This is a genomic window from Pseudomonas sp. B21-054 (assembly GCF_026016345.1).
Lineage (GTDB): Bacteria > Pseudomonadota > Gammaproteobacteria > Pseudomonadales > Pseudomonadaceae > Aquipseudomonas.
Genome location: NZ_CP087204.1, coordinates 5,218,378 through 5,238,513 on the forward strand (window position 1 = coordinate 5,218,378; position 20,136 = coordinate 5,238,513).

The window sequence follows — 20,136 nt, forward strand, 5'->3', positions numbered from 1 at the left end:
GCTATTTTCTGAGTGGCAGGGGCGAGGAGGCTGCACATCGGCTGAAACTCATCGCTAACGTCGCGAACATGAACAGTGAACGAAGTCTGATGGGGGGACCTTACACATGGAGGCGCCCCCCTACCCTCAACATCCAAACCTATACCCTCTGGACGTCAAATATCCCATCGACTTTTTGGTGATCCGAGGTCTTCACATCAAAATGACCTCTGTACTTGCTTTTCGTCTCGATGGTGTCAAGGGTCAAGGCTCCGGTTGCCGCCTCCCCCTGGAAACCGTGGAACGACATATATATCCAGATACCATGTTCCTTGATCTCATAGGTACCAGGTGCTGTCAGTGAGCTGAACTGCACGATGACAATACCCTCCCCTATGAGCCCCACAATGGAGTGACCGGGTTGATCCAGGATATGAACATCCTCGGTTTTCGTAACCTGTCCATTAAGCGAGATAGTTATTGAGCCTTTCGCATCAAGTCGGGGTGCAATCTTTACAGCTTTCAATCTTTCTTCTGCATGCTTGGTATTCATGTTGTTCTCCCGTTGTTTCTATGCAGTTCAACGAGACCGAGCTTAAACAGAAGAACGAAAACAACACCTGTCAACGTTGACAGGCCCGACCGAAGGTCCGATGGGCGAGTCTGAGCGGACACAGGCCCGGAGGTTGCTTGCCAGGTCATTACAGGATTGGCAGTACGGATGCACGGCAGGCATGAATTTTACGAAGATTGCCCGCCCGCAAATCGCTACACTGCGCAGGTATTGCATGCCGGATGCGTGCAAGTTCAATCAAACCCGCTGGATGCAGGAGACAAGTGTGCTCAAGAAACTGGGAATCAAAGGCCGTGTCCTGTTGCTGACCCTGTTGCCAACCAGCCTGATGGCGCTGGTGCTGGGCGGCTATTTCACCTGGATGCAGCAATCGGACCTGCACGCCCAGCTGTTGCAACGAGGCGAGATGATCGCCGAACAGCTTGCCCCGCTAGTCGCCCCGGCCATGAGCCGCCAGGACACCGAGCTGCTGGAGCGTGTCGCCACGCAGTCCCTCGAACAAACGGACGTGCGTGCCGTGACCTTCCTCGCCCCCGACCGCACGTCGCTGGCTCACGCCGGCCCGACCATGCTTAACCGGGCGCCGGAAGGCAACAGTGCCCAACTGCTGCAACGCACCGGCAACGACGCCACGCGCTACTTGCTGCCGGTATTCGGCAAGCACCGCAATCTGGCCGGCGAACTGATTCCCGAAGAAGCCGACCGCCTGCTGGGCTGGGTCGAGTTGGAGTTGTCCCACAGCGGCATGTTGCTGCGCGGCTACCGCAGCCTGTTCGCCAGCCTGCTGCTGATCACCGCCGGACTGGGCCTGACTGCATTGCTGGCCTTGCGCATGGGCCGCACGATCAACCGACCGCTGAGCCAGATCAAACAAGCCGTGGCGCAGCTCAAGGATGGCCACTTGGAAACCCGCCTGCCGCCGCTGGGCAGCCAGGAGCTGGATGAGTTGGCCTCGGGCATCAATCGCATGGCCGGCACATTGCAGAACGCCCAGGAAGAATTGCAACACAGCATCGACCAGGCCACCGAAGACGTGCGCCAGAACCTGGAAACCATCGAGATCCAGAACATCGAACTGGACCTGGCCCGCAAGGAAGCCCTGGAGGCGAGCCGGATCAAGTCCGAGTTCCTGGCGAACATGAGCCATGAAATCCGCACGCCACTCAACGGCATTCTCGGCTTCACCCACTTATTGCAGAAAAGCGAACTGACCCCGCGCCAGCTCGATTACCTGGGCACCATTGAAAAATCCGCCGACAGCCTGCTGGGGATCATCAACGAAATCCTCGACTTCTCGAAGATCGAGGCCGGCAAGCTGGTGCTCGACAACATCCCATTCAACCTGCGCGATCTGTTGCAAGACACCCTGACCATCCTCGCCCCGGCCGCCCACGCCAAACAACTGGAGCTGGTGAGCCTGGTGTACCGGGACACGCCGCTGTCGCTGGTGGGCGATCCGTTGCGCCTCAAGCAGATCCTCACCAATCTGGTGAGCAACGCCATCAAGTTCACCCGCGAAGGCACTATCGTCGCCCGGGCCATGCTCGAGGACGAACACGAAGACAGCGTGCAGTTGCGCATCAGCATCCAGGACACCGGCATCGGCCTGTCCAACCAGGACGTGCGGGCGCTGTTCCAAGCGTTCAGCCAGGCCGACAATTCGCTGTCCCGGCAACCGGGCGGCACGGGCTTGGGCCTGGTGATTTCCAAGCGCCTGGTGGAGCAAATGGGCGGGGAAATCGGGGTCGACAGCACACCGGGCGAGGGCTCGGAGTTCTGGATCAGCCTGCGCCTGCCCAAGACCCGCGACGACGCCGAGGACTTGCCCGGCCCGCCGTTGCTGGGCCGACGCGTGGCGGTGCTGGAGAACCATGAACTGGCGCGCCAGGCCTTGCAGCACCAGCTCGAGGATTGCGGCCTGCAAGTGACGCCGTTCAACACCTTGGAAAGCCTCACCAACGGTGTCACCGTCGCGCACCAGACCGAACAAGCCATCGACTTGGCCGTGCTGGGCATCACCAGCAACGACATGCCGCCCGAACGCCTCAATCAGCATATCTGGGACCTCGAACACCTGGGCTGCAAGGTGCTGGTGCTATGCCCCACCACCGAACAGACGCTGTATCACCTCTCGGTGCCCAACCCCCACAGTCAGCTGCAGGCCAAGCCGGCCTGCACTCGCAAGTTGCGCCGTTCGCTTTCCGATCTGGTCAACCCACGCCCGACCCGCAGCGAACCCCATGAACCGGTGGCCAGCCGCGCGCCCAAAGTCCTGTGCGTGGACGACAACCCGGCCAACCTGCTGCTGGTGCAAACCCTGCTCGAAGACATGGGCGCCAAGGTGCTGGCCGTGGAAAGCGGTTATGCGGCGGTCAAGGCCGTGCAGAAGGAAACCTTCGACCTGGTGCTGATGGACGTGCAGATGCCCGGTATGGACGGTCGCCAGAGCACCGAGGCGATCCGCCAATGGGAAAGCGAGCGGCACTGCACGCCACTGCCGATCGTCGCCCTCACCGCCCATGCCATGGCCAACGAAAAACGCGCCCTGCTGCAAAGCGGCATGGACGACTACCTGACCAAGCCCATCAGCGAACGACAACTGGCCCAAGTGGTGCTCAAGTGGACCGGCCTGGCCTTGCGCAATCAGTCACCGGAGCGCAGCGGCGACGCCCAGGGCGGCAGCGAACTGCTCGTACTCGATCACGAAGAAGGCCTGCGCCTGGCCGCCGGCAAGGCCGACCTGGCGGCAGACATGCTGGCGATGCTGCTGGCGTCCCTGGAAGCCGACCGCGAAGCGATCCGCCAGGCCAGCGAAGCCAACGATCACAACGCCCTGATCGAACGGGTCCATCGCCTGCACGGCGCCACACGCTACTGCGGCGTCCCGCAATTGCGCGCCGCCTGCCAGCGCAGCGAAACCCTGCTCAAGCAACAGGACCCGAAAGCCGCTGCCGCCCTGGAAGACCTGGAGCGCGCCATCAACCGCCTGGCCAGTGAAGCACGCATCAGCGCCTGATCCAGGGCAGTAACGGCGAGGATAACGGCGGTTAAGCTGAGTCCATTCCAATGCCAGGAGGCCGCCATGCGCGTGATTTTTTTCAGCAGCCAGACCTACGACCGCGACAGTTTCAATAAAGCCCCGGCGCCCGCCGGCCTTGAACTGCACTTCCAGCCGGCCCGCCTGGACCTGGACACCGTGGCCCTGGCCGAACGGCATGAAGTGGTATGTGCCTTTATCAACGATGACCTGAGCGCCCCGGTACTGGAGCGGTTGGCAAACGGTGGCACTCGGCTGATCGCCCTGCGCTCGGCCGGCTACAACCATGTCGACTTACCCGCCGCCAAGCGCCTGGGGCTGAGCATCGTCCGGGTGCCGGCCTACTCGCCCCACGCCGTGGCTGAACATGCCGTGGCGTTGATCATGGCGCTCAATCGCTGCCTGCACCGCGCTTACAACCGCACCCGGGACGGCAATTTCAGTCTCCACGGGCTGACCGGTTTCGACCTGGTGGGCAAGACCGTCGGCGTGATCGGCACCGGGCAGATCGGCGTCACGTTCGCACGGATCATGGCCGGTTTCGGCTGTCAGTTACTGGCTTACGATCCGTACCCCAACCCTCAGGTCGAAGCCTTGGGGGCTCGCTACTTGCCCCTGGCCGATCTGCTGGCGCAAGCCCAGGTCATCAGCCTGCACTGCCCGCTGAACGAACAGAGCCATCACTTGATCAACGCCCAATCGCTGGCCACGATGCAGCGCGGCGCCATGCTGATCAATACCGGGCGTGGTGGCCTGGTGGACACGCCAGCCTTGATCGATGCGTTGAAAAGCGGCCAGTTGGGCTACTTGGGATTGGACGTGTATGAAGAAGAGGCCCAACTGTTTTTCAAGGACCGCTCCGACCTGCCCTTGCAGGACGATGTGCTGGCACGGCTGTTGACCTTCCCCAACGTGGTGGTCACCGCGCACCAGGCATTCCTGACCCATGAAGCCTTGGCGGCGATTGCCGTGACCACCCTGGACAACATTGCTGCCTGGGCCGCCGGCGCACCGCAGAACCTGGTGGACCGCTAAACCTGAACCACCCCCCCCCTGTGGGAGCGAGCTTGCTCGCTCCCACAGGGGGGGAGTTTCGTCGGCAAGATTCGTGGTTGACTATCCCAAGCCATGCCCCGTGCTAGCATGTCGCGCCTATTTGGAGGACCCATGGCCGAACACGATTTCCGCTACACCCTGATGAACCCCCAGCACACCCTGACCGAAGTCCGCGCCCTGGCGCCGGGTCGCTACCAGGTTACCGGCAATGGCGGTTCGATCCAGGCCAACGATGTACTGCTCGTCACCCTCAAGGGCAGCAAGGATTTGTCCATGCGACTGACCGTGGACACCGTTCGGCACCTGCTCAAGCCCATGGGCCAATGGACCGCCATGACCACTGGCCCGGTGTTCGGCGAACTGGCGATTCATACCTGGCAGGTCAACTGCGACGGTTGCGCCAAGGCACTGAGCTTCGAATTCGCCGTCGATGCCAAGCTCGGCGTCAAGGCCCAGAAACCGGCGGCCAGCGCGCGCATCGCCGAGTTGGGCTGGACCAGCGTCGGTGAAAAACACCTGTGCCCGAAATGCCAGGAAGCCGCCTGATGAAGCGCCAGGCCCTGGCTGCGCTGATCAGCGCCGGCCTGATGGGGTGCGCCGCCGAACCGGTGCAATTGCAACACAACCGCAGCTACATCCTGGAATGGATCGGCGAACGGCCGTTGATGGACTATAGCCACCTGACCATCACCCTCGGTGACGATGGCCGGGCGTATGGCAACGGCGGCTGCAACCACTGGTTCGCGCCCTACACCCTGGAAGGCCACCGTTTGAGCTTCGGCAAGATCGGCAGCACGCGTAAGCTGTGTGCCCCGGCGGTGATGGAGCAAGAGACGCGTTTTTTGCAGGCACTGGAAAAAGTCGAGCGCTGGGACGTCTCGCCCATCGAGCAAATGCGCTTCTGGCCGGCCCAGGGCAAACCGCTGCGGTGGTGGTTGGAAGAAGGTTGAGGCCTCCAAGGGGAGATCCTGAATCTGGCATGGGTCCCCTGTGGCGAGGGGATTTATCCCCGCTGGGTCGCGAAGCGGCCCCAGACCTACTTGCTACCGTGGTGCGTCAGACGGGACGCAGGGGGCTGCTGCGCAGCCCGGCGGGGATAAATCCCCTCGCCACAAGGTATCCCGCCTGCCATAACGGGGGTTATTTGAACGCCTGCAACGCCTCAAGCTTGGCCATCACCCCCGCCGCCGTCTGTTCTCCCAGCAACTGCTCGCGCACCTTGCCTTGGTTATCGATGATGTAGGTCACCGGCAGCCCCTCGCTGCGAGGCAGGTCGAAGATCTCGGCCGGATCCCGGGCCAACACCGTAAAACGAATCCCCATCTTGTCGCTCGCGCTCTTGAGCTCTTCGCCCTGCACCTGGTCGAAATTGACCCCGAACACACCGACATTTCGCCCCTTGAGCTGTTCGGCCAAGGCATTGAATTCCGGGATCTCGGTGCGGCACGGCGCGCACCACTCGGCCCAGTAGTTGAGCACCAGCCATTGCTTGTCCAGCCGTTGCGAGGCGATGGCCTGGCCGTTCTGGTCCACCCCGTAGTCGTTTCCGCAGCCGGCGAGCAACAAGATGCCGATGAATGTCAGTGCCGCCGTCAATCGCCTTGCCATGTGCCAATCCTTGTCTGAATGTAAACGCTGCCGCAACCCATCGACCTCTCTCGACGTGCCGGGCGTCTCGCAGCACAGTAGAATAGCCGCCACCTTACGCAAGATGCGACCCGCTCATGACCGATCTGACGCTTTATCACAACCCGCGCTGCTCGAAATCCCGCGGTGCGCTGGAACTGTTGGAGGCCCGAGGCCTGGCGCCCACCGTGGTCCGCTACCTGGAAACCCCGCTCGACGCCGCCCAGCTTGAACGCCTGCTGGGCAAGCTGGGCATCAGTGCCCGGCAGCTGCTGCGCACCGGCGAGGAGGAATACACCACGCTGAACCTGGCCGACCAGAGCCTGAGCCAGGCCCAGTTGATCGCTGCCATTGCCGCCCACCCGAAACTCATGGAACGGCCGATTCTTGAAACCGCTGGCAAGGCCGTGATCGGCCGTCCACCGGAGAAGATCCTGGAGATCCTGCCGTGAGCACGCCATACATCCTGGTGTTGTATTACAGCCGCAGCGGCTCCACCAACGAAATGGCCCGGCAGATCGCCCGTGGCATCGAGCAGGCGGGGCTGGAAGCCAGGCTGCGTACGGTGCCGGCGATTTCCACCAAGTGCGAAGCGGTGGCCCCGGACATCCCCGAACAAGGCCCGCTGTACGCCACCCTCGATGATCTGAAGAACTGCGCCGGCCTGGCCCTGGGCAGCCCGACCCGTTTCGGCAACATGGCCGCGCCGCTGAAGTACTTTCTCGACGGCACCAGCAATCTCTGGTTGACCGGCGCCCTGGTGGGCAAGCCGGCCGGGGTATTCACGTCCACGGCAAGCCTGCACGGCGGCCAGGAAACCACCCTGCTGTCGATGATGCTGCCGTTGTTGCACCACGGCATGCTGATCACCGGCCTGCCCTACAGTGAATCGGCTTTGATCGATACCGTCGGTGGCGGTACGCCGTACGGCCCGAGTCATCACGCCGGCGCCGACGGCAAAAGCGGCTTGAACGAACACGAAGTCGCCTTGTGCCGGGCCCTGGGCTCGCGGCTGGCGAAAACCGCCCAACTGCTGGAGAACGGCCGTGGCTAAGAAGCCGAAAATCCTGCCGTCCATCCAGTGGCTGGAACCGCGCGTACGCATCGCCCGAACCCTCAGCCTGCTGTGCTTTCTCGGCCTGGTGGGGTTGCTCAGCGGGTATTACTTGCTGATCGCCGACCTGCACGGCGCGCGGCCCTGGGTGATTCTGCTGATCGAGCTGGTACCGCTGCTGATACTGGCACCCGGCATGCTCAGCGGCAGCGCCCGTGGACACTCATGGATGTGCTTCGTGGTGAACCTGTATTTCATCAAAGGCGCACTGGCGGCCTATGATCCAAACCGGCAATGGTTCGGCGTGCTGGAAATGGCGGCGAGCGTGGTGGTGTTCTGCTCGGCCCTGCTGTATGTGCGCTGGCGGTTCCAGTTGAACCGGCGGTTGGCGGGGGAAGGCGAGATTTCCGTCGCCTGATACACCGTTATCGCGAGCAAGCTCGTTCCCACAGGGACTCGATGGCACCCTGTGGGAGCGAGCTTGCTCGCGATGGCCGCAACGCGGGCTCAATGATTCACGGTATACGCCAGCATCATCGATATCTGGCTCATAGGCCTTCCCCCACTCTCTTCATGCCACTGGTTGAAAGCATTCTGCACCGTCGCCAGGTCACGCAGGCTGGTGGGGACTTTGTCGATGATGTCCTGGGCATTGAGGGCAGCCACCACGTCATAACTGGGCACGAAGGTGTCCTTGCCCATCATCCGCAGGAAACGCGGCGCCGACAGGCCGCCCAGTTGATGGCCGTGTTTTTTCAGGTACGTCCACAGGCCGACGATGTCGGTCACCGGCCAGTCGGCGATCAATGCGCCGAAGCTGCCCTTTTCATGGGCCACGTCCAATATCAGTTGCGCGTTGCGCGGCACGCTCTTGAGCTTGCCCAGGTGGCGGATGATCCGCGCGTCCTGCATCAGCCGCTCCAGGTGCTCGGCACTCATCAGCACGACTTTTTCCGGGTCGAACTTGAAAAACACCTCTTCGAACGCCGGCCACTTGGCGTCCACCAGGCTGTGCTTGAGCCCGGCGCGGAACACCCGCAGCGCCATAGTCGACAGGTAACGGTCGTCGCTGATCTTGCGCAGTTGCGCCGCTGTCTTGGGAACCGGCAGGTGGGCTTCCAGTTCAGTCGCCGAGCCGAAGCGGTTCAGACAAAACTCGTGCAGCCACTTGTAATCGCGCATGCCCTCTCCTGGGGTCGGAAATGAAAACGGCGCCAGCGGCCCGTATGGCCAATGGCGCCGTGAATAGAGCGGTTGGGAGCGTCAGAGGTTCACCACGTTGACGAACCGCGGCGTGGCGTTTTCGTCGATGCGCAGGTTGGTGAAGTCGAACAGGTTACGGTCTGCCAGTTGCGATGGAATGACGTTCTGCAAACCGCGGAAAATGCTCTCGGTACGGCCCGGGGTCTTGCGTTCCCACTCCTGGAGCATCTCCTTGACCACCTGGCGTTGCAGGTTTTCCTGGGAGCCGCAGAGGTTGCAGGGGATGATCGGGAACTGCTTGAAATCCGAATAGGCCTGGATGTCTTTCTCGCTGCAATAGGCCAGCGGGCGGATCACCACGTTGCGCCCGTCGTCGGCCCGCAGCTTGGGCGGCATGGCCTTGAGCGAGCCGTTGTAGAACATGTTCAGGAAGAATGTCTCGACGATGTCGTCGCGGTGGTGACCCAAGGCCATCTTGGTCGCGCCGATCTCGTCGGCGAAGGTGTAGAGCGTGCCGCGACGCAGGCGCGAGCACAGCGAACAGGTGGTCTTGCCTTCGGGGATCAATTCCTTGACCACCGAATAGGTGTCTTTCTCGACGATGTGATATTCCACGCCCAGCGACTCGAGGTAGGCCGGCAGCACATGCTCGGGGAAGCCGGGCTGCTTCTGGTCCATGTTCACCGCGACGATGTCGAACTTGATCGGTGCAACTTTCTGCAAATGCATCAGCACATCGAGCAAGGTATAGCTGTCCTTGCCGCCGGACAGGCAAACCATGACCTTGTCGCCGTCCTCAATCATGTTGAAATCGGCGACCGCCTCACCGGCCTGGCGGCGCAGGCGCTTTTGCAGTTTGTTCTGGTTGACCGTAAGAGTGCCCATGACGCGAAATCCGTGAGGTGTGACGAAAGGGCGGGATTTTAGCTTTTCAAGCAGCTACAAGCTACAAGCTGCAAGCCAGGCGCGGTGCCCTCTCTTGCGGCCTGAAGCTTGAAGCTTGAAGCTAATTAGCTATCAACAGCCTCTCTTACAGCGCGATTTGCTCTAAGCCCCCCATCCCCCTGGCGATAAGTCCTTTCTATACTGCGACATAAGGTCGCACACATATTCAGACCTTTACTTACTTGGCCACCTTGGCCTGCGTAGGCGCTCCGTTGGGGGGCGATGGCAATAACAAAGGAGTGACTGACTATGATCCATCATGTCGTGGGGCTCTTTACCCACCCTGATCAAGAATGGAAAGACATCCGTGGCGATCAGGAGGAAAGCATCAGCCACATGTACCTCACCCACACGCTGATCCTGGCGGCCATTCCCGCAGTTTCGGCCTTTATCGGTACCACGCAGGTGGGATGGGTCATCGGCAATCGCCCACCGGTCATGCTGACCCAGGAAAGCGCCCTGTGGATGACCATCATGTCGTACCTGGCCATGTTGGGTGGTGTGGCGGTGATGGGTGCCTTTATCCACTGGATGGCCCGTACCTATGACGCCAACCCAAGCCTGGCCCGTTGCATCGCGTTTGCCACTTATACCGCGACACCTTTGTTCATTGGCGGCCTGGCGGCGCTCTACCCACACATGTGGCTGGGCATGATCGTCGGCACGGCGGCAATCTGCTACACGGTCTACCTGCTGTATGTGGGCCTGCCCACCTTCATGAACATCCCCCAGGATGAAGGCTTTCTGTTTTCCAGTTCGGTGCTCGCCGTCGGCCTGGTGGTGCTGGTGGCCATCATGGCGTTCACGGTGATTGTCTGGGGGCTGGGCGTCGGCCCGGTCTATACCAATTGAAGTAGTGCCCTCCAATAAAAAAGCAGGATCTGCCAACACAGGCCGCCGCAAGGCGGCCTTCCTGCGTTTGGAACGCTCGAAACGACCACTGGGCGCCTGAGCGATTCGCAACCGTCGACGCTTGCGGCATACTCGGGTTTCTGGAGATCCGTACAGCATGCTCGAGCAACTCAATACCCGCGTCGAAGAGTGTTATCAACAAGCCGAATCCTTTTTCAAACGTCCTTTCAAACGCCCGGTGGTCAGCTTCAAATTGCGTGGCCAGAAGGCCGGTGTCGCGCACCTGCATGAAAACCTGCTGCGCTTCAATCCCCAGTTGTACCGGGAAAACGCCGACGATTTCCTCAAGCAGACCGTCGCCCACGAAGTCGCGCACCTGATCGCCCATCAACTGTTTGGCGAGCGCATCCAGCCCCATGGCGAAGAGTGGCAGCTGATCATGCGCGGGGTGTACGAACTGCCGCCCAACCGCTGCCACACCTACGAAATCAAACGCCGCAGCGTGACTCGCTACATCTACAAATGCCCTTGCGACGGCAGCGACTTCCCGTTCTCGGCCCAGCGCCACAGCCTGGTGCGCCAGGGGCGGCGGTATTTGTGCCGCAGCTGTCGCAATACCTTGGTGTTCAGTGGGGAAACCCGGGTCGAGTAGTCAGGCTTTGTGGGGACTGGCAGGGCCTCATCGCGAGCAAGCTCGCTCCCACACTGGATCTTCGCCGCTCATCCCCCTGTGGGAGCGAGCTTGCTCGCGATGGCGGCCTGACAGACGCTACAAAACCACCCCGCTGCGGCGCAATTCAGCTATCCGTTCAACACTAAACCCCAACTCCCCCAACACCTGATCCGTATGCGCTCCCAGCCCCACGCCAATATGTCGAGGTTCGGGTAGCCCTGCTGAAAACCTCAGCGGACAGGCCATCTGCGCCTGGCTCGTGCCATCGCCTCGGGGCACTTGGGTCACCACCTGCCTGGCCTGTAACTGTGGATGCCCGAGGGCTTCTTCCAGGCTCAGCACAGGCTCGACACAGGCATCGATCCCGGCAAACAGGCTGCAAAGCTCGGCGAAATCATGTTTCTCGAACTCGGCTTGCAGGGCCTCCTTGAGTTCGCGCTGTTGCTCGGGTTTCGGCGACAGCCCCCGGGCCGCCAGTTCCGGTCGCCCCAAGGTCCCGCACAATGCCTGCATGAAAGCCGGTTCCAGGCTGCCCACCGACATCCAGCGCCCGTCCCGGGTACGGTAATAGTCGTAGAAGCTGCCACCGTTGAGCATCTGATTTTCCCAACCCGGCTCCACACCGCAGGCCAGGTAACCGGCACCGGCCATGGCGTTCAGGCTGAACACACAGTCGGTCATGCTCACGTCCAGGTGCTGGCCTTGCCCGGTCTGCTGACGGGCGATCACCGCCGCCAACAGCCCGATCACCCCATGCAGCGAACCGCCGGCAATGTCCGCGGCCTGGATCCCCAGCGGCAACGGCCCGCTGTCGGCACGGCCGGTGTGGCTAGCTAGCCCCGCCAGGGCCAGGTAATTGATGTCGTGGCCGGCGCGGTCCTTATAAGGGCCGGTCTGGCCATAGCCGGTGATCGACACGTAAATCAGCCGCGGATTGATGGCTTTCAAGGCTTCGTATCCCAGGCCCAGCCGCTCCATCACGCCGGGACGGAACTGTTCCAGCAGAATGTCGTAGTCCCCCAGCAACTGCTCGATCACCTCCAGCGCCGCCGGCTGCTTGAGGTCCAACGCGAGGCTGCGCTTGTTGCGATTGAGGTAGGCATGACTGGCCGAGACGTCCTGGTCATGGGGTGGCAGTATCCGCAACAGGTCCGGGCGGGTCGGCGACTCGATGCGCAACACCTCGGCCCCCATGTCCGCCAGCAACAGCGAAGCGAACGGGCCGGGCAGCAGGGTCGAGAAGTCCAGAACCTTGAGCGATGCCAGTGGACCTTGCATGGGCGATCTCCGAAGGATGACGGCTAAAGACTAGGCAGGGACTGGCGGTGGGGCAATTACTGGACTTGTCACTTTGAATGACGATTGTGCTCACGGCCGACAGGGATCCCTTGTGGCGAGGGGATTTATCCCCGTTGGGTTGCGCAGCAACCCTCTTCAAATCGCACGGGCTGATAATCCTGGAGGCTGCTGCGCAGCCTATCGGGGATAAATCCCCTCGCCACAAAAACAGACTCTTACCTGAATAATTCAGCTCAATAAAAAAACCCGCCGAAGCGGGTTTTTCATTGCAGTCTGAAGATTACTTCACAGTGCCTGGAGCAGAGGTCTCAGCCGCTGCAATCTGCGCCGCGGCGATCTGCTCGTCATCTTCACGAACGTCGGAGATACCGCGACCACCGGAAGCCAGCTCGGTCTGCAGCTGGTCTTCGTCCAGCTCCTTGACCCACTTGGCAACCACGATGGTGGCGACAGCGTTGCCCACCAGGTTGGTCAGGGCGCGGGCTTCGGACATGAAGCGGTCGATACCCAGGATCAGCGCCAGGCCGGCCACCGGCAGGTGACCTACGGCCGACAGGGTGGCCGCCAGTACGATGAAGCCACTACCGGTCACGCCAGCAGCACCTTTGGACGACAGCAACAGCACCAGCAGCAGAGTGATCTGGTGAGTCAGGTCCATCTGGGTATCGGTGGCCTGAGCGATGAACACCGCCGCCATGGTCAGATAGATCGAAGTACCGTCGAGGTTGAACGAGTAGCCAGTCGGGATCACCAGGCCTACGACAGATTTCTTGGCACCCAGGCGCTCCATCTTGATCAGCATGCGTGGCAGGGCCGATTCCGACGAAGAAGTACCCAGCACGATCAGCAGTTCTTCACGGATGTAGCGGATCAGCTTGATGACGCTGAAGCCGTGGGCGCGGCAAATGGCGCCCAGCACCACCAGCACGAACACGACGCAGGTGATGTAGAAGCAGATCATCAACTGACCCAGTTGCACCAGCGAACCGACACCGTAGGCACCGATGGTGAACGCCATGGCACCGAACGCGCCCAGTGGGGCCAGCTTCATGATCATGTTGATGATGATGAACATCACGTGGGCGAAGCGATCGATGAAGTCCAGCACCGGCTTGCCGTAGGCACCCAGGCGATGCAGGGCGAAGCCGAAGAGCACCGAGAACATCAGCACTTGCAGGATGTCGCCGTTGGCGAACGCGCCGACGATGGTGTTCGGGATCACGTTGAGGATGAAGGCGACGATGCTCTGGTCTTTACCGGCGTTGATGAAACCGGCGATCTTGCTGGTGTCCAGGGTCGATACGTCAATGTGCATGCCGGCGCCCGGTTGCACGACGTTGACCACGACCAGACCGATCAGCAGGGCAATGGTGGAAACGATTTCGAAGTACAGCAGCGCGTAGCCGCCGGTCTTGCCCACCGACTTCATGTTCTGCATGCCGCCGATACCGCTGACGACGGTACAGAAGATGATCGGGGCAATGACCATTTTGATCAGTTTGATGAACCCGTCACCGAATGGCTTGAGAGCAACGCCGGTCTGCGGGTAGAAGTGGCCGAGCAAAATGCCGATGGCAATGGCTACGATCACCTGGAAATACAAGGATTTGTACAGTGGCTGACGAGTCGTCATGGCAAACCTTCCTCAAGTGTCTCGTGTGACGACATCCACCTGTCATCCACGACACCTCAATTGCGAACCCTCCTGCGCTGGAGGGATTTGTTTTTGTCGGCTGCACGCGGCAGACCTACGTAACGTAGTGCAACCCACGTGCCATTTTTGCGAAACGTCCTACACCCGGTATAGCAGACGGGTTTGTTGATTTCACATGAAGGTAAACACGGCGTGTAAGGTGGCGGATTTCCGCCGACAGGCCACCTACTGTTCCGGGATTTGGCGGATATCCGCCTTGCCCCGCTTCATGCCCCTGCTACCATCGCCCGCTTAACGGACGGATTTTCGCCATGCGCCAACGCACGATTGCCAGCCATTTCGCCCGCGCAGCCCTGGGCGGCGCACGTCGGCAAGGGTTCGACTATTTTCCTTTGCTGCAACAGCTGGGCGTCAGCCCTGAGCTGCTGGATGAACCGCGCGCGCGCATTGCGCCGGAGCAGTTCACCCGTCTGTTGCAAGCGTTGTGGCAAAACCTGGACGACGAATACCTGGGGTTCGGCCAGGCCCCGAGCAAACCCGGGACCTTCGCAATGATGTGTCACGCGCTGATCCACTGCCGTACCCTGGGCAAGGCCCTTCAACGCGGCCTGTTGTTCTACAGCCTGTTCCCCGACGCCCCGAGCCTGACCCTGGAGGCCGACGGCGAGCGGGTACGACTGGTGTTGAACGACTCGACGCTGTGGGACCCGGATCACTTCCTGAGTGAAAGCCTGCTGGTGGTCTGGCATCGTCTCGCCAGTTGGCTGATCGGCCAGCGGATCGGCCTGGAACAGGCGACCTTCGGCTACGCCAAGCCTGCCCACGCCGCCGAATACGACCTGCTGTTTCCCTGTCCACTGGTATTCGAAGCCCCCAGCAGCAGCCTGTTGTTTCACAGTCGCTACCTGGATATGCCGCTGCTGCAGGACGAACGAACCCTCAAGCATTTCCTCGAACGCTCCCCCGCCGACCTGCTGTCGCGACCGGACGATGGCCACAGCCTGAGCAGCCAACTGCGCCGCCTGCTCAGCCGCGACACCGCACGCTGGCCCGACCTGGAAACCGTGGCCGCCCATCTGCACATCAGTCCCCAGACGTTGCGCCGGCATCTGCGGGAGGAAGGCACCAGCTTCCAGGAGCTCAAGGATCAGTTGCGGCGGGATATCGCCATCTACCATTTGGGGCGTGCGGATTTGTCGTTGCAGCAGATTGCCGAGCAGCTGGGGTTCTCGGAGCCGTCGGCGTTTCACCGGGCGTTCAAGAAGTGGACAGGGGTGACGCCAGGGGACTACAGGGAGCTGGAGAACTGATTTTTTGATTGGCTTTTGTGGTGTGGCGACTGGCCTCATCGCGAGCAAGCTCGCTCCCACAGGGATTTATGAGCGCTGGAAATCCAATGTGGGAGCGAGCTTGCTCGCGATGAGGCCCGCAAACCCACCGAAAAAACTTCAGTCAAACCACCGGAAAATGAATCCGAAACGCCGCCCCGCCCAGCGCTGAATCCCCCAAGGTCAACCGTGCGCCATAGCTCTCGATGATGTCCTTGACCACCGCCAGGCCAATGCCCTGCCCCGGATGCTGGCGGTCCAGCCGCTCGCCACGCTGGAGGATCCGCGCCCGTTGATCCGGTGGCACGCCCGGCCCGTCGTCCTCGACGCACAACTCCTGGCCGCCGAGGGTCTGATGCACGCTGACCCGCACCTCACCCAGGCAAAGCCGATAAGCGTTTTCCAGCAGGTTGCCGAGCATCTCCAGCAAGGCGCCCTGTTCGATCGGCACCTGACAGTGCTCCGGAAGATCGAAACCGACATTGACCTGTTTATCGCGATAGACCTTGTCCAAGGTGTCGCACAAACTTTGCAGCACCGGGCGCAAAGGCACCTGGTGGCGTACCAGCCCGCTTTTGCGCAGGCTGGCGCGCTGCAACTGGTAGCCTATCTGCTGGCTCATGCGCTCGATCTGGGCTTGCAGCACCCAGGCCTGTCCACGGTCCTCGGGGCGCCGGGCCATGTCCTCGCTGACACCCTGTAACACCGCCAGCGGGGTTTTCAGGCTATGGGCCAAGTCGTCGAGGGAGTCGCGATAGCGGCTGCGCTGCTCCCGTTCGCTGTCCAGCAAGCGATTGAGGGAACCGGTCAGGCGCAACAGCTCCCGGGGATGCTCGGTACTGAGGCTTTCCCGGGCCCCGCTTTCGATTTCGTCGAGTTCCTGGCTCAGCCGCCGCAGTGCCCGCAAGCCCCAGGTCAGGCCGATCCACAGCAGGGCCAGCAACACCGCCAGGGCAGCACCAAAACCCAGGTAGAGATTGTCCCGCAGGCCCTGCAGGGTCACTTCGTAGTCACGAACCGGTTGCAGGGTGACGATACTGAACGCCGCATTCTGGCCACCAAGCAGCTTGATCTCGACGTCGTAGACAAAGAACTCCTGGCCGTCGTTTTCGCGGATGCGCGCGAACTGATTGCCCTGGCCGTCATAGCGCGGCGTGTAGTTGATGTTCTCTTCCTGGGTAGCCTTGGACCGCCAGACCAACCGGCCCTCTCGATCATAGATGTAGCCCAGCAGACGGGCATCGGCGAGGTTGAAGCGTTCGTCGGGCAATTGTGCCGGCATCTTCAACCGATTGTTTTCCACCCGGGCGGCGGAAATCAGCGTGGTCACGTCCGACGCCAGGCGTTGCTCGATGGATTCCTGCAACGCCAGGCTGAACGCGCCTTGCATGGCCGGCAGCAAGGCCAGCATGAACAGCACCGCCAGGGTCATGGCGGCCAGCATCAACCGCAGCCGTAGCGAACGAATCACTGGCAGCGCTCGTTGAACAGGTAACCCAGGCCCCGCACGGTGTCGATCGGTTTGAAGCCGGCCGGGGCTTCCAGTTTACGGCGCAAGCGCCCTACCAACACTTCGATGACATTGGGATCACGCTCGTCATCATCGGGGTAAAGCTGTTCCATCAAGCGATCTTTGGCCACCACTTGCTGGTGATGGCGCATCAGGTATTCGAGGATACGATATTCGTAGGCGGTCAACGCCAGGGGCTCGTCACCCAAGGAGGCCTGCTTGCGGTTGAGGTCGAGCAACAACGGACCGGCCACGATGGTCGACTGGGTGAAGCCGCTGGAGCGCCGCAACAGGGCGTTCAGTCGAGCCTCCAGCTCTTCGAACTGAAACGGCTTGACCACGTAGTCATCGGCCCCGGCGGCCAGGCCTTCGACCTTGTCCTGCCAGTTGCCGCGGGCGGTCAGGATCAGGATCGGAAACGTCTTGTCCTGCGAGCGCAACCGGCGGATCAATTCCAGCCCGCTGATGCCCGGCAAGCCCAGGTCGATCACCGCCAGGTCATGGTTGAATTCGCGAACCTGATACAAGGCTTCTTCGGCATTGGCCACGGCCTGTACCACATGGCCGCTGTCGGTAAGACGGGTTTGCAGGTGATGACGCAACAGCGCTTCGTCTTCGACGACCAGTAATTTCATGGAGCCTCTCTCCAGGCAATCAAACAATCCAGTGCGGCGCACCCCAACGAAAGACGCCGGATCGTCTTGGGCCGATCCGGCTCGATACCCTCACTTTCGCCCGCTTAGAATGTGTAGTTGGCGGACAGGTAAGTCTGGGCGCTGCTGGTCAGGTCCAACGAGCCGACCTTGGCGCCACCGGGTGGGCTCATCTCGGTGCTGGCGTTGCTACGCAGGTAACGGTAACCCAGTTCCACGGAGGTGTTTTGCGAAATTTGTTGCAGGACACCGCCTTGCAAACCCACCGCGTAGCCGATGTCACTGTCGCGGCTGAAGCCAGGGGAGTCCTGGGTCAGCTTGGTCAGGCCCGCCGTACCGCCGCCGAACAGTTTGGTGCTGCTGGTGACCGGAAGGAACACATCGTAGCTGCCCAGCAGGTTTTCCTGGCGCAGTTTGATGCCGTTGTGGGTCCCCGAGACGTTGTCATAGGTAGCGTAGTAGCGACCCTGTTCGTTTTGCTTGCCCAGTCGCACACCATACGTGGTGTCCTTGCCGATGATGCCGTCAGCGTTCGGGTGGTTCAGGTTGTCGTTCAGGGCGTCGGATTTCTTGACCTTGTCGCTGGTCTGGCCAAGGGTCAGGCTGGCGAAGTTGTCGTCGGCGTGGGCCATGGCGCTGGCGCCCAACACAGTGAAAGCCAACAGCAGTTTTTTCATGGAAGTCATGGTCGAGCTCCTTTGAAGCGTGGGTGATGTGTGAAGTCGAAGCCACGTTAACCAGCGGTCCCTGAACCCCCCTTGAACGTTCTCTGAACCTGCGCTGAATGAATCGGCTAATCTGAGCGGACCACTTTTTAAGGAGATCCGTCATGCGCAGGCTGCTTGCTGTTTTACTTCTGGCGCTCAGCGGTACGAGCCACGCCGCCATCCAGACCCAGGAAATCCCCTACACCAGTGCCGACGGCACCCAACTGATCGGTTATTACGCCTACGACGACGCCGTCAAAGGCCCGCGCCCGGGCGTGGTGGTAGTGCACGAGTGGTGGGGGCTGAACGATTACGCCAAGCGTCGCGCCCGTGACCTCGCCGGCCTGGGCTACAGCGCCCTGGCCATCGACATGTACGGCGCCGGCAAGAACACCGAGCACCCCAAGGACGCCATGGCGTTCATGCAGGCGGCGCTCAAGGACGGCAAGGCGGCCAGTGCGCGGTTCCAGGCCGGGCTCGACCTGTTGAAGAAACAACCCCAGACCGATCCGGACAAAATCGCCGCCATCGGTTACTGCTTCGGCGGCAAGGTGGTGCTGGACGCAGCGCGCCAGGGTGTGCCGCTGGCCGGCGTGGTGAGCTTCCACGGTGCATTGGTGACCAATACCCCGGCCACGCCTGGCAGCGTCAAGGCCAAGATCCTGGTCGAGCACGGCGCGCTGGACAGCATGGTCACCGAGGACAATGTCGCTGCGTTCAAGAGCGAAATGGACAAAGCCGGCGCCGACTATAAATTCGTCAGCCTTAAAGACGCCAAGCACGGCTTCAGCAACCCGGACGCCGATCGCCTGAGCCACGGTGAGCATGGCGGGCCGGATATTGGCTACAACAAGGCTGCCGATGAAAAATCGTGGGCGGACATGCAGAAGTTCTTCAAGAAAGTCTTTGGCTGACGCATAACCCTGTGGCGAGGGGATTTATCCCCGTTGGGGCGCGAAGCGGCCCCCCTGCGTTTGGCCTGAGGCACAACCGTGTCCAATGTGGGGCTGCTTCGCAGCCCAGCGGGGATAAATCCCCTCGCCACAACGGTGTTCGCAACGCTAATCCGCATCAGACCAAGGGGAGTAAGCTCCCTCGCCACCAAAGCCCTCTCCCTTCTATCCATGAAGCACGCCCCCCTACCCAGCCTCAAGCCAACCCGGCAAAATGCCGGACATGAACGCACTCCCCGACCTGCCCGCCTGCTGCACGCCTCTGGATGATCAATGGCTGTTGCCCGAAGCCCTGTCCGATACAGTCCTGTTGAGCACCTGCTTTGATCCACTGCTGCTGACCGGCAATGACTTTCCCAATAGCGCCATCGAACCACCGGCCAGCATCCAGCGTTCGGTGGCCAAGCGTCAGGCTGAATTCCTCGCCGGGCGGATCTGCGCCCGGGCGGCCCTGCGCCAGTTGGACGGCCAGACCTGCGTGCCGACCATCGGCGAGGACCGTGCCCCGGTGTGGCCGGCCCACATCAGCGGCTCGATCACCCACAGCACGGGCCGGGCAGCGGCCATTGTCGCCAACAAAAATCACTGGCGAGGGCTGGGCATGGACCTGGAAAACCTGCTCGACGCCGAACGCGCCGAGCGCCTGGCCGGTGAAATTCTCACCCCTGCGGAGCTACTGCGCATGGCAACGCTTGCGCATGATGATCGGGCCTTGCTGGTAACCCTGACCTTTTCAGTGAAGGAAAGCCTGTTCAAGGCGTTGTACCCGATCGTTGGGCAGCGCTTTTATTTCGAACACGCCGAAGTACTGGAATGGACACGCTGTGGGCAAGTGCGACTGCGGTTGCTGACAGACTTGTCGACCGAGTGGCGTCATGGCAGCGAACTGGAGGCGCAGTTTGGGGTGAAGGATGGGCAGTTGTTGAGTTTGGTGGGGATCAAGGCCTGAGGAAGGTGGCGTTTGTGAGGGCCTCATCGCGAGCAAGCTCGCTCCCACAGGGTGGAATGCATTCAAAATGTGGGAGCGAGCTTG

Annotated in this window: 21 protein-coding genes; 12 read left to right on the plus strand and 9 right to left on the minus strand. The window is 61.4% G+C overall.

Features of this window, described 5'->3' with window-relative positions; translation table 11 throughout:
• Positions 1-139: 139 nt before the first annotated feature.
• Positions 140-532, minus strand: coding sequence for a hypothetical protein (locus tag LOY70_RS22585; protein WP_063324749.1), 393 nt, complete (start codon positions 530-532; stop codon positions 140-142).
• 286 nt (positions 533-818) lie between these two features.
• Here LOY70_RS22585 and LOY70_RS22590 point away from each other — a divergent pair, with 286 nt between their 5' ends.
• The 4 genes from LOY70_RS22590 (at position 819) to LOY70_RS22605 (ending at position 5,596) form a co-directional block, all read left to right on the plus strand.
• Positions 819-3,569 carry a response regulator gene (locus LOY70_RS22590; protein ID WP_265038153.1) on the plus strand — a complete coding sequence of 917 codons (2,751 nt, stop codon included), beginning with the start codon at positions 819-821 and terminating at the stop codon, positions 3,567-3,569.
• Positions 3,570-3,635: 66 nt separating this feature from the next.
• On the plus strand, positions 3,636-4,625 hold the full coding sequence (locus LOY70_RS22595; RefSeq protein WP_265029385.1) for a 2-hydroxyacid dehydrogenase: 990 nt from the start codon (positions 3,636-3,638) through the stop codon (positions 4,623-4,625).
• A gap of 132 nt (positions 4,626-4,757) precedes the next feature.
• Positions 4,758-5,192, plus strand: coding sequence for a hypothetical protein (locus LOY70_RS22600; RefSeq protein ID WP_123415802.1), 435 nt, complete (start codon positions 4,758-4,760; stop codon positions 5,190-5,192).
• A complete protein-coding gene (locus LOY70_RS22605; protein WP_265029386.1) occupies positions 5,192-5,596 on the plus strand; it encodes an META domain-containing protein in 405 nt (134 codons plus the stop codon). Before LOY70_RS22600 ends, LOY70_RS22605 begins: the two co-directional genes overlap by 1 nt.
• Positions 5,597-5,786: 190 nt before the next feature.
• On the opposite strand, the gene LOY70_RS22610 is transcribed toward LOY70_RS22605, so the two are convergent.
• A complete protein-coding gene (locus LOY70_RS22610; RefSeq protein ID WP_265029387.1) occupies positions 5,787-6,254 on the minus strand; it encodes a TlpA family protein disulfide reductase in 468 nt (155 codons plus the stop codon).
• A gap of 116 nt (positions 6,255-6,370) precedes the next feature.
• On the opposite strand from LOY70_RS22610, the gene arsC reads away from it, so the two are divergent.
• From arsC to LOY70_RS22625, 3 genes are read left to right on the plus strand one after another with little or no spacing between them, the layout of a single operon-like run.
• On the plus strand, positions 6,371-6,724 hold the full coding sequence (gene arsC / locus LOY70_RS22615; protein ID WP_265029388.1) for an arsenate reductase (glutaredoxin): 354 nt from the start codon (positions 6,371-6,373) through the stop codon (positions 6,722-6,724).
• A complete protein-coding gene (gene wrbA, locus LOY70_RS22620; RefSeq protein WP_265029389.1) occupies positions 6,721-7,326 on the plus strand; it encodes an NAD(P)H:quinone oxidoreductase in 606 nt (201 codons plus the stop codon). Before arsC ends, wrbA begins: the two co-directional genes overlap by 4 nt.
• On the plus strand, positions 7,319-7,744 hold the full coding sequence (locus tag LOY70_RS22625) for a DUF2069 domain-containing protein (RefSeq protein WP_265029390.1): 426 nt from the start codon (positions 7,319-7,321) through the stop codon (positions 7,742-7,744). Before wrbA ends, LOY70_RS22625 begins: the two co-directional genes overlap by 8 nt.
• Before the next feature lie 89 nt (positions 7,745-7,833).
• Here LOY70_RS22625 and LOY70_RS22630 read toward each other — a convergent pair whose 3' ends face one another.
• Complete coding sequence (locus tag LOY70_RS22630; RefSeq protein WP_123346251.1) at positions 7,834-8,508, minus strand: DNA-3-methyladenine glycosylase I; 675 nt, start codon at positions 8,506-8,508, stop codon at positions 7,834-7,836.
• An 81-nt stretch (positions 8,509-8,589) separates the two neighbouring features.
• On the minus strand, positions 8,590-9,414 hold the full coding sequence (ttcA, locus tag LOY70_RS22635; protein WP_003204698.1) for a tRNA 2-thiocytidine(32) synthetase TtcA: 825 nt from the start codon (positions 9,412-9,414) through the stop codon (positions 8,590-8,592).
• 309 nt (positions 9,415-9,723) lie between these two features.
• Here ttcA and LOY70_RS22640 point away from each other — a divergent pair, with 309 nt between their 5' ends.
• Both LOY70_RS22640 and LOY70_RS22645 read left to right on the plus strand, forming a co-directional pair.
• Entirely contained in the window at positions 9,724-10,326 is a 603-nt protein-coding gene (locus LOY70_RS22640; RefSeq protein WP_123346254.1) for a Yip1 family protein, read from the plus strand.
• 157 nt (positions 10,327-10,483) lie between these two features.
• Positions 10,484-10,978 (plus strand): SprT family zinc-dependent metalloprotease, encoded by a 495-nt coding sequence (locus tag LOY70_RS22645; RefSeq protein WP_025215070.1) that lies wholly within the window; start codon positions 10,484-10,486, stop codon positions 10,976-10,978.
• 117 nt (positions 10,979-11,095) lie between these two features.
• Here LOY70_RS22645 and LOY70_RS22650 read toward each other — a convergent pair whose 3' ends face one another.
• Together LOY70_RS22650 and LOY70_RS22655 are read right to left on the minus strand one after the other, a co-directional pair.
• Positions 11,096-12,277 carry a CaiB/BaiF CoA transferase family protein gene (locus LOY70_RS22650; RefSeq protein WP_265029391.1) on the minus strand — a complete coding sequence of 394 codons (1,182 nt, stop codon included), beginning with the start codon at positions 12,275-12,277 and terminating at the stop codon, positions 11,096-11,098.
• A 301-nt stretch (positions 12,278-12,578) separates the two neighbouring features.
• Positions 12,579-13,931 carry a dicarboxylate/amino acid:cation symporter gene (locus tag LOY70_RS22655; protein ID WP_265029392.1) on the minus strand — a complete coding sequence of 451 codons (1,353 nt, stop codon included), beginning with the start codon at positions 13,929-13,931 and terminating at the stop codon, positions 12,579-12,581.
• A 332-nt stretch (positions 13,932-14,263) separates the two neighbouring features.
• Between LOY70_RS22655 and LOY70_RS22660 the strand changes: the two genes are divergently transcribed.
• Positions 14,264-15,262, plus strand: coding sequence for an AraC family transcriptional regulator (locus LOY70_RS22660; RefSeq protein WP_265029393.1), 999 nt, complete (start codon positions 14,264-14,266; stop codon positions 15,260-15,262).
• A gap of 142 nt (positions 15,263-15,404) precedes the next feature.
• Here LOY70_RS22660 and LOY70_RS22665 read toward each other — a convergent pair whose 3' ends face one another.
• The 3 genes from LOY70_RS22665 to LOY70_RS22675 form a co-directional block, all read right to left on the minus strand.
• The gene (locus LOY70_RS22665; RefSeq protein ID WP_265029394.1) at positions 15,405-16,751 is read right to left on the minus strand and encodes an ATP-binding protein; all 1,347 of its coding nucleotides are present in this window, start codon (positions 16,749-16,751) and stop codon (positions 15,405-15,407) included.
• Positions 16,748-17,425, minus strand: coding sequence for a response regulator (locus LOY70_RS22670; RefSeq protein ID WP_025215075.1), 678 nt, complete (start codon positions 17,423-17,425; stop codon positions 16,748-16,750). The genes LOY70_RS22665 and LOY70_RS22670 overlap by 4 nt, the downstream gene beginning before the upstream one ends.
• A gap of 104 nt (positions 17,426-17,529) precedes the next feature.
• On the minus strand, positions 17,530-18,129 hold the full coding sequence (locus LOY70_RS22675) for a porin family protein (RefSeq protein WP_265029395.1): 600 nt from the start codon (positions 18,127-18,129) through the stop codon (positions 17,530-17,532).
• 143 nt (positions 18,130-18,272) lie between these two features.
• Between LOY70_RS22675 and LOY70_RS22680 the strand changes: the two genes are divergently transcribed.
• Entirely contained in the window at positions 18,273-19,064 is a 792-nt protein-coding gene (locus LOY70_RS22680; protein WP_265029396.1) for a dienelactone hydrolase family protein, read from the plus strand.
• A 262-nt stretch (positions 19,065-19,326) separates the two neighbouring features.
• On the plus strand, positions 19,327-20,052 hold the full coding sequence (locus LOY70_RS22685) for a 4'-phosphopantetheinyl transferase family protein (protein WP_265029397.1): 726 nt from the start codon (positions 19,327-19,329) through the stop codon (positions 20,050-20,052).
• Positions 20,053-20,136 lie beyond the last annotated feature (84 nt).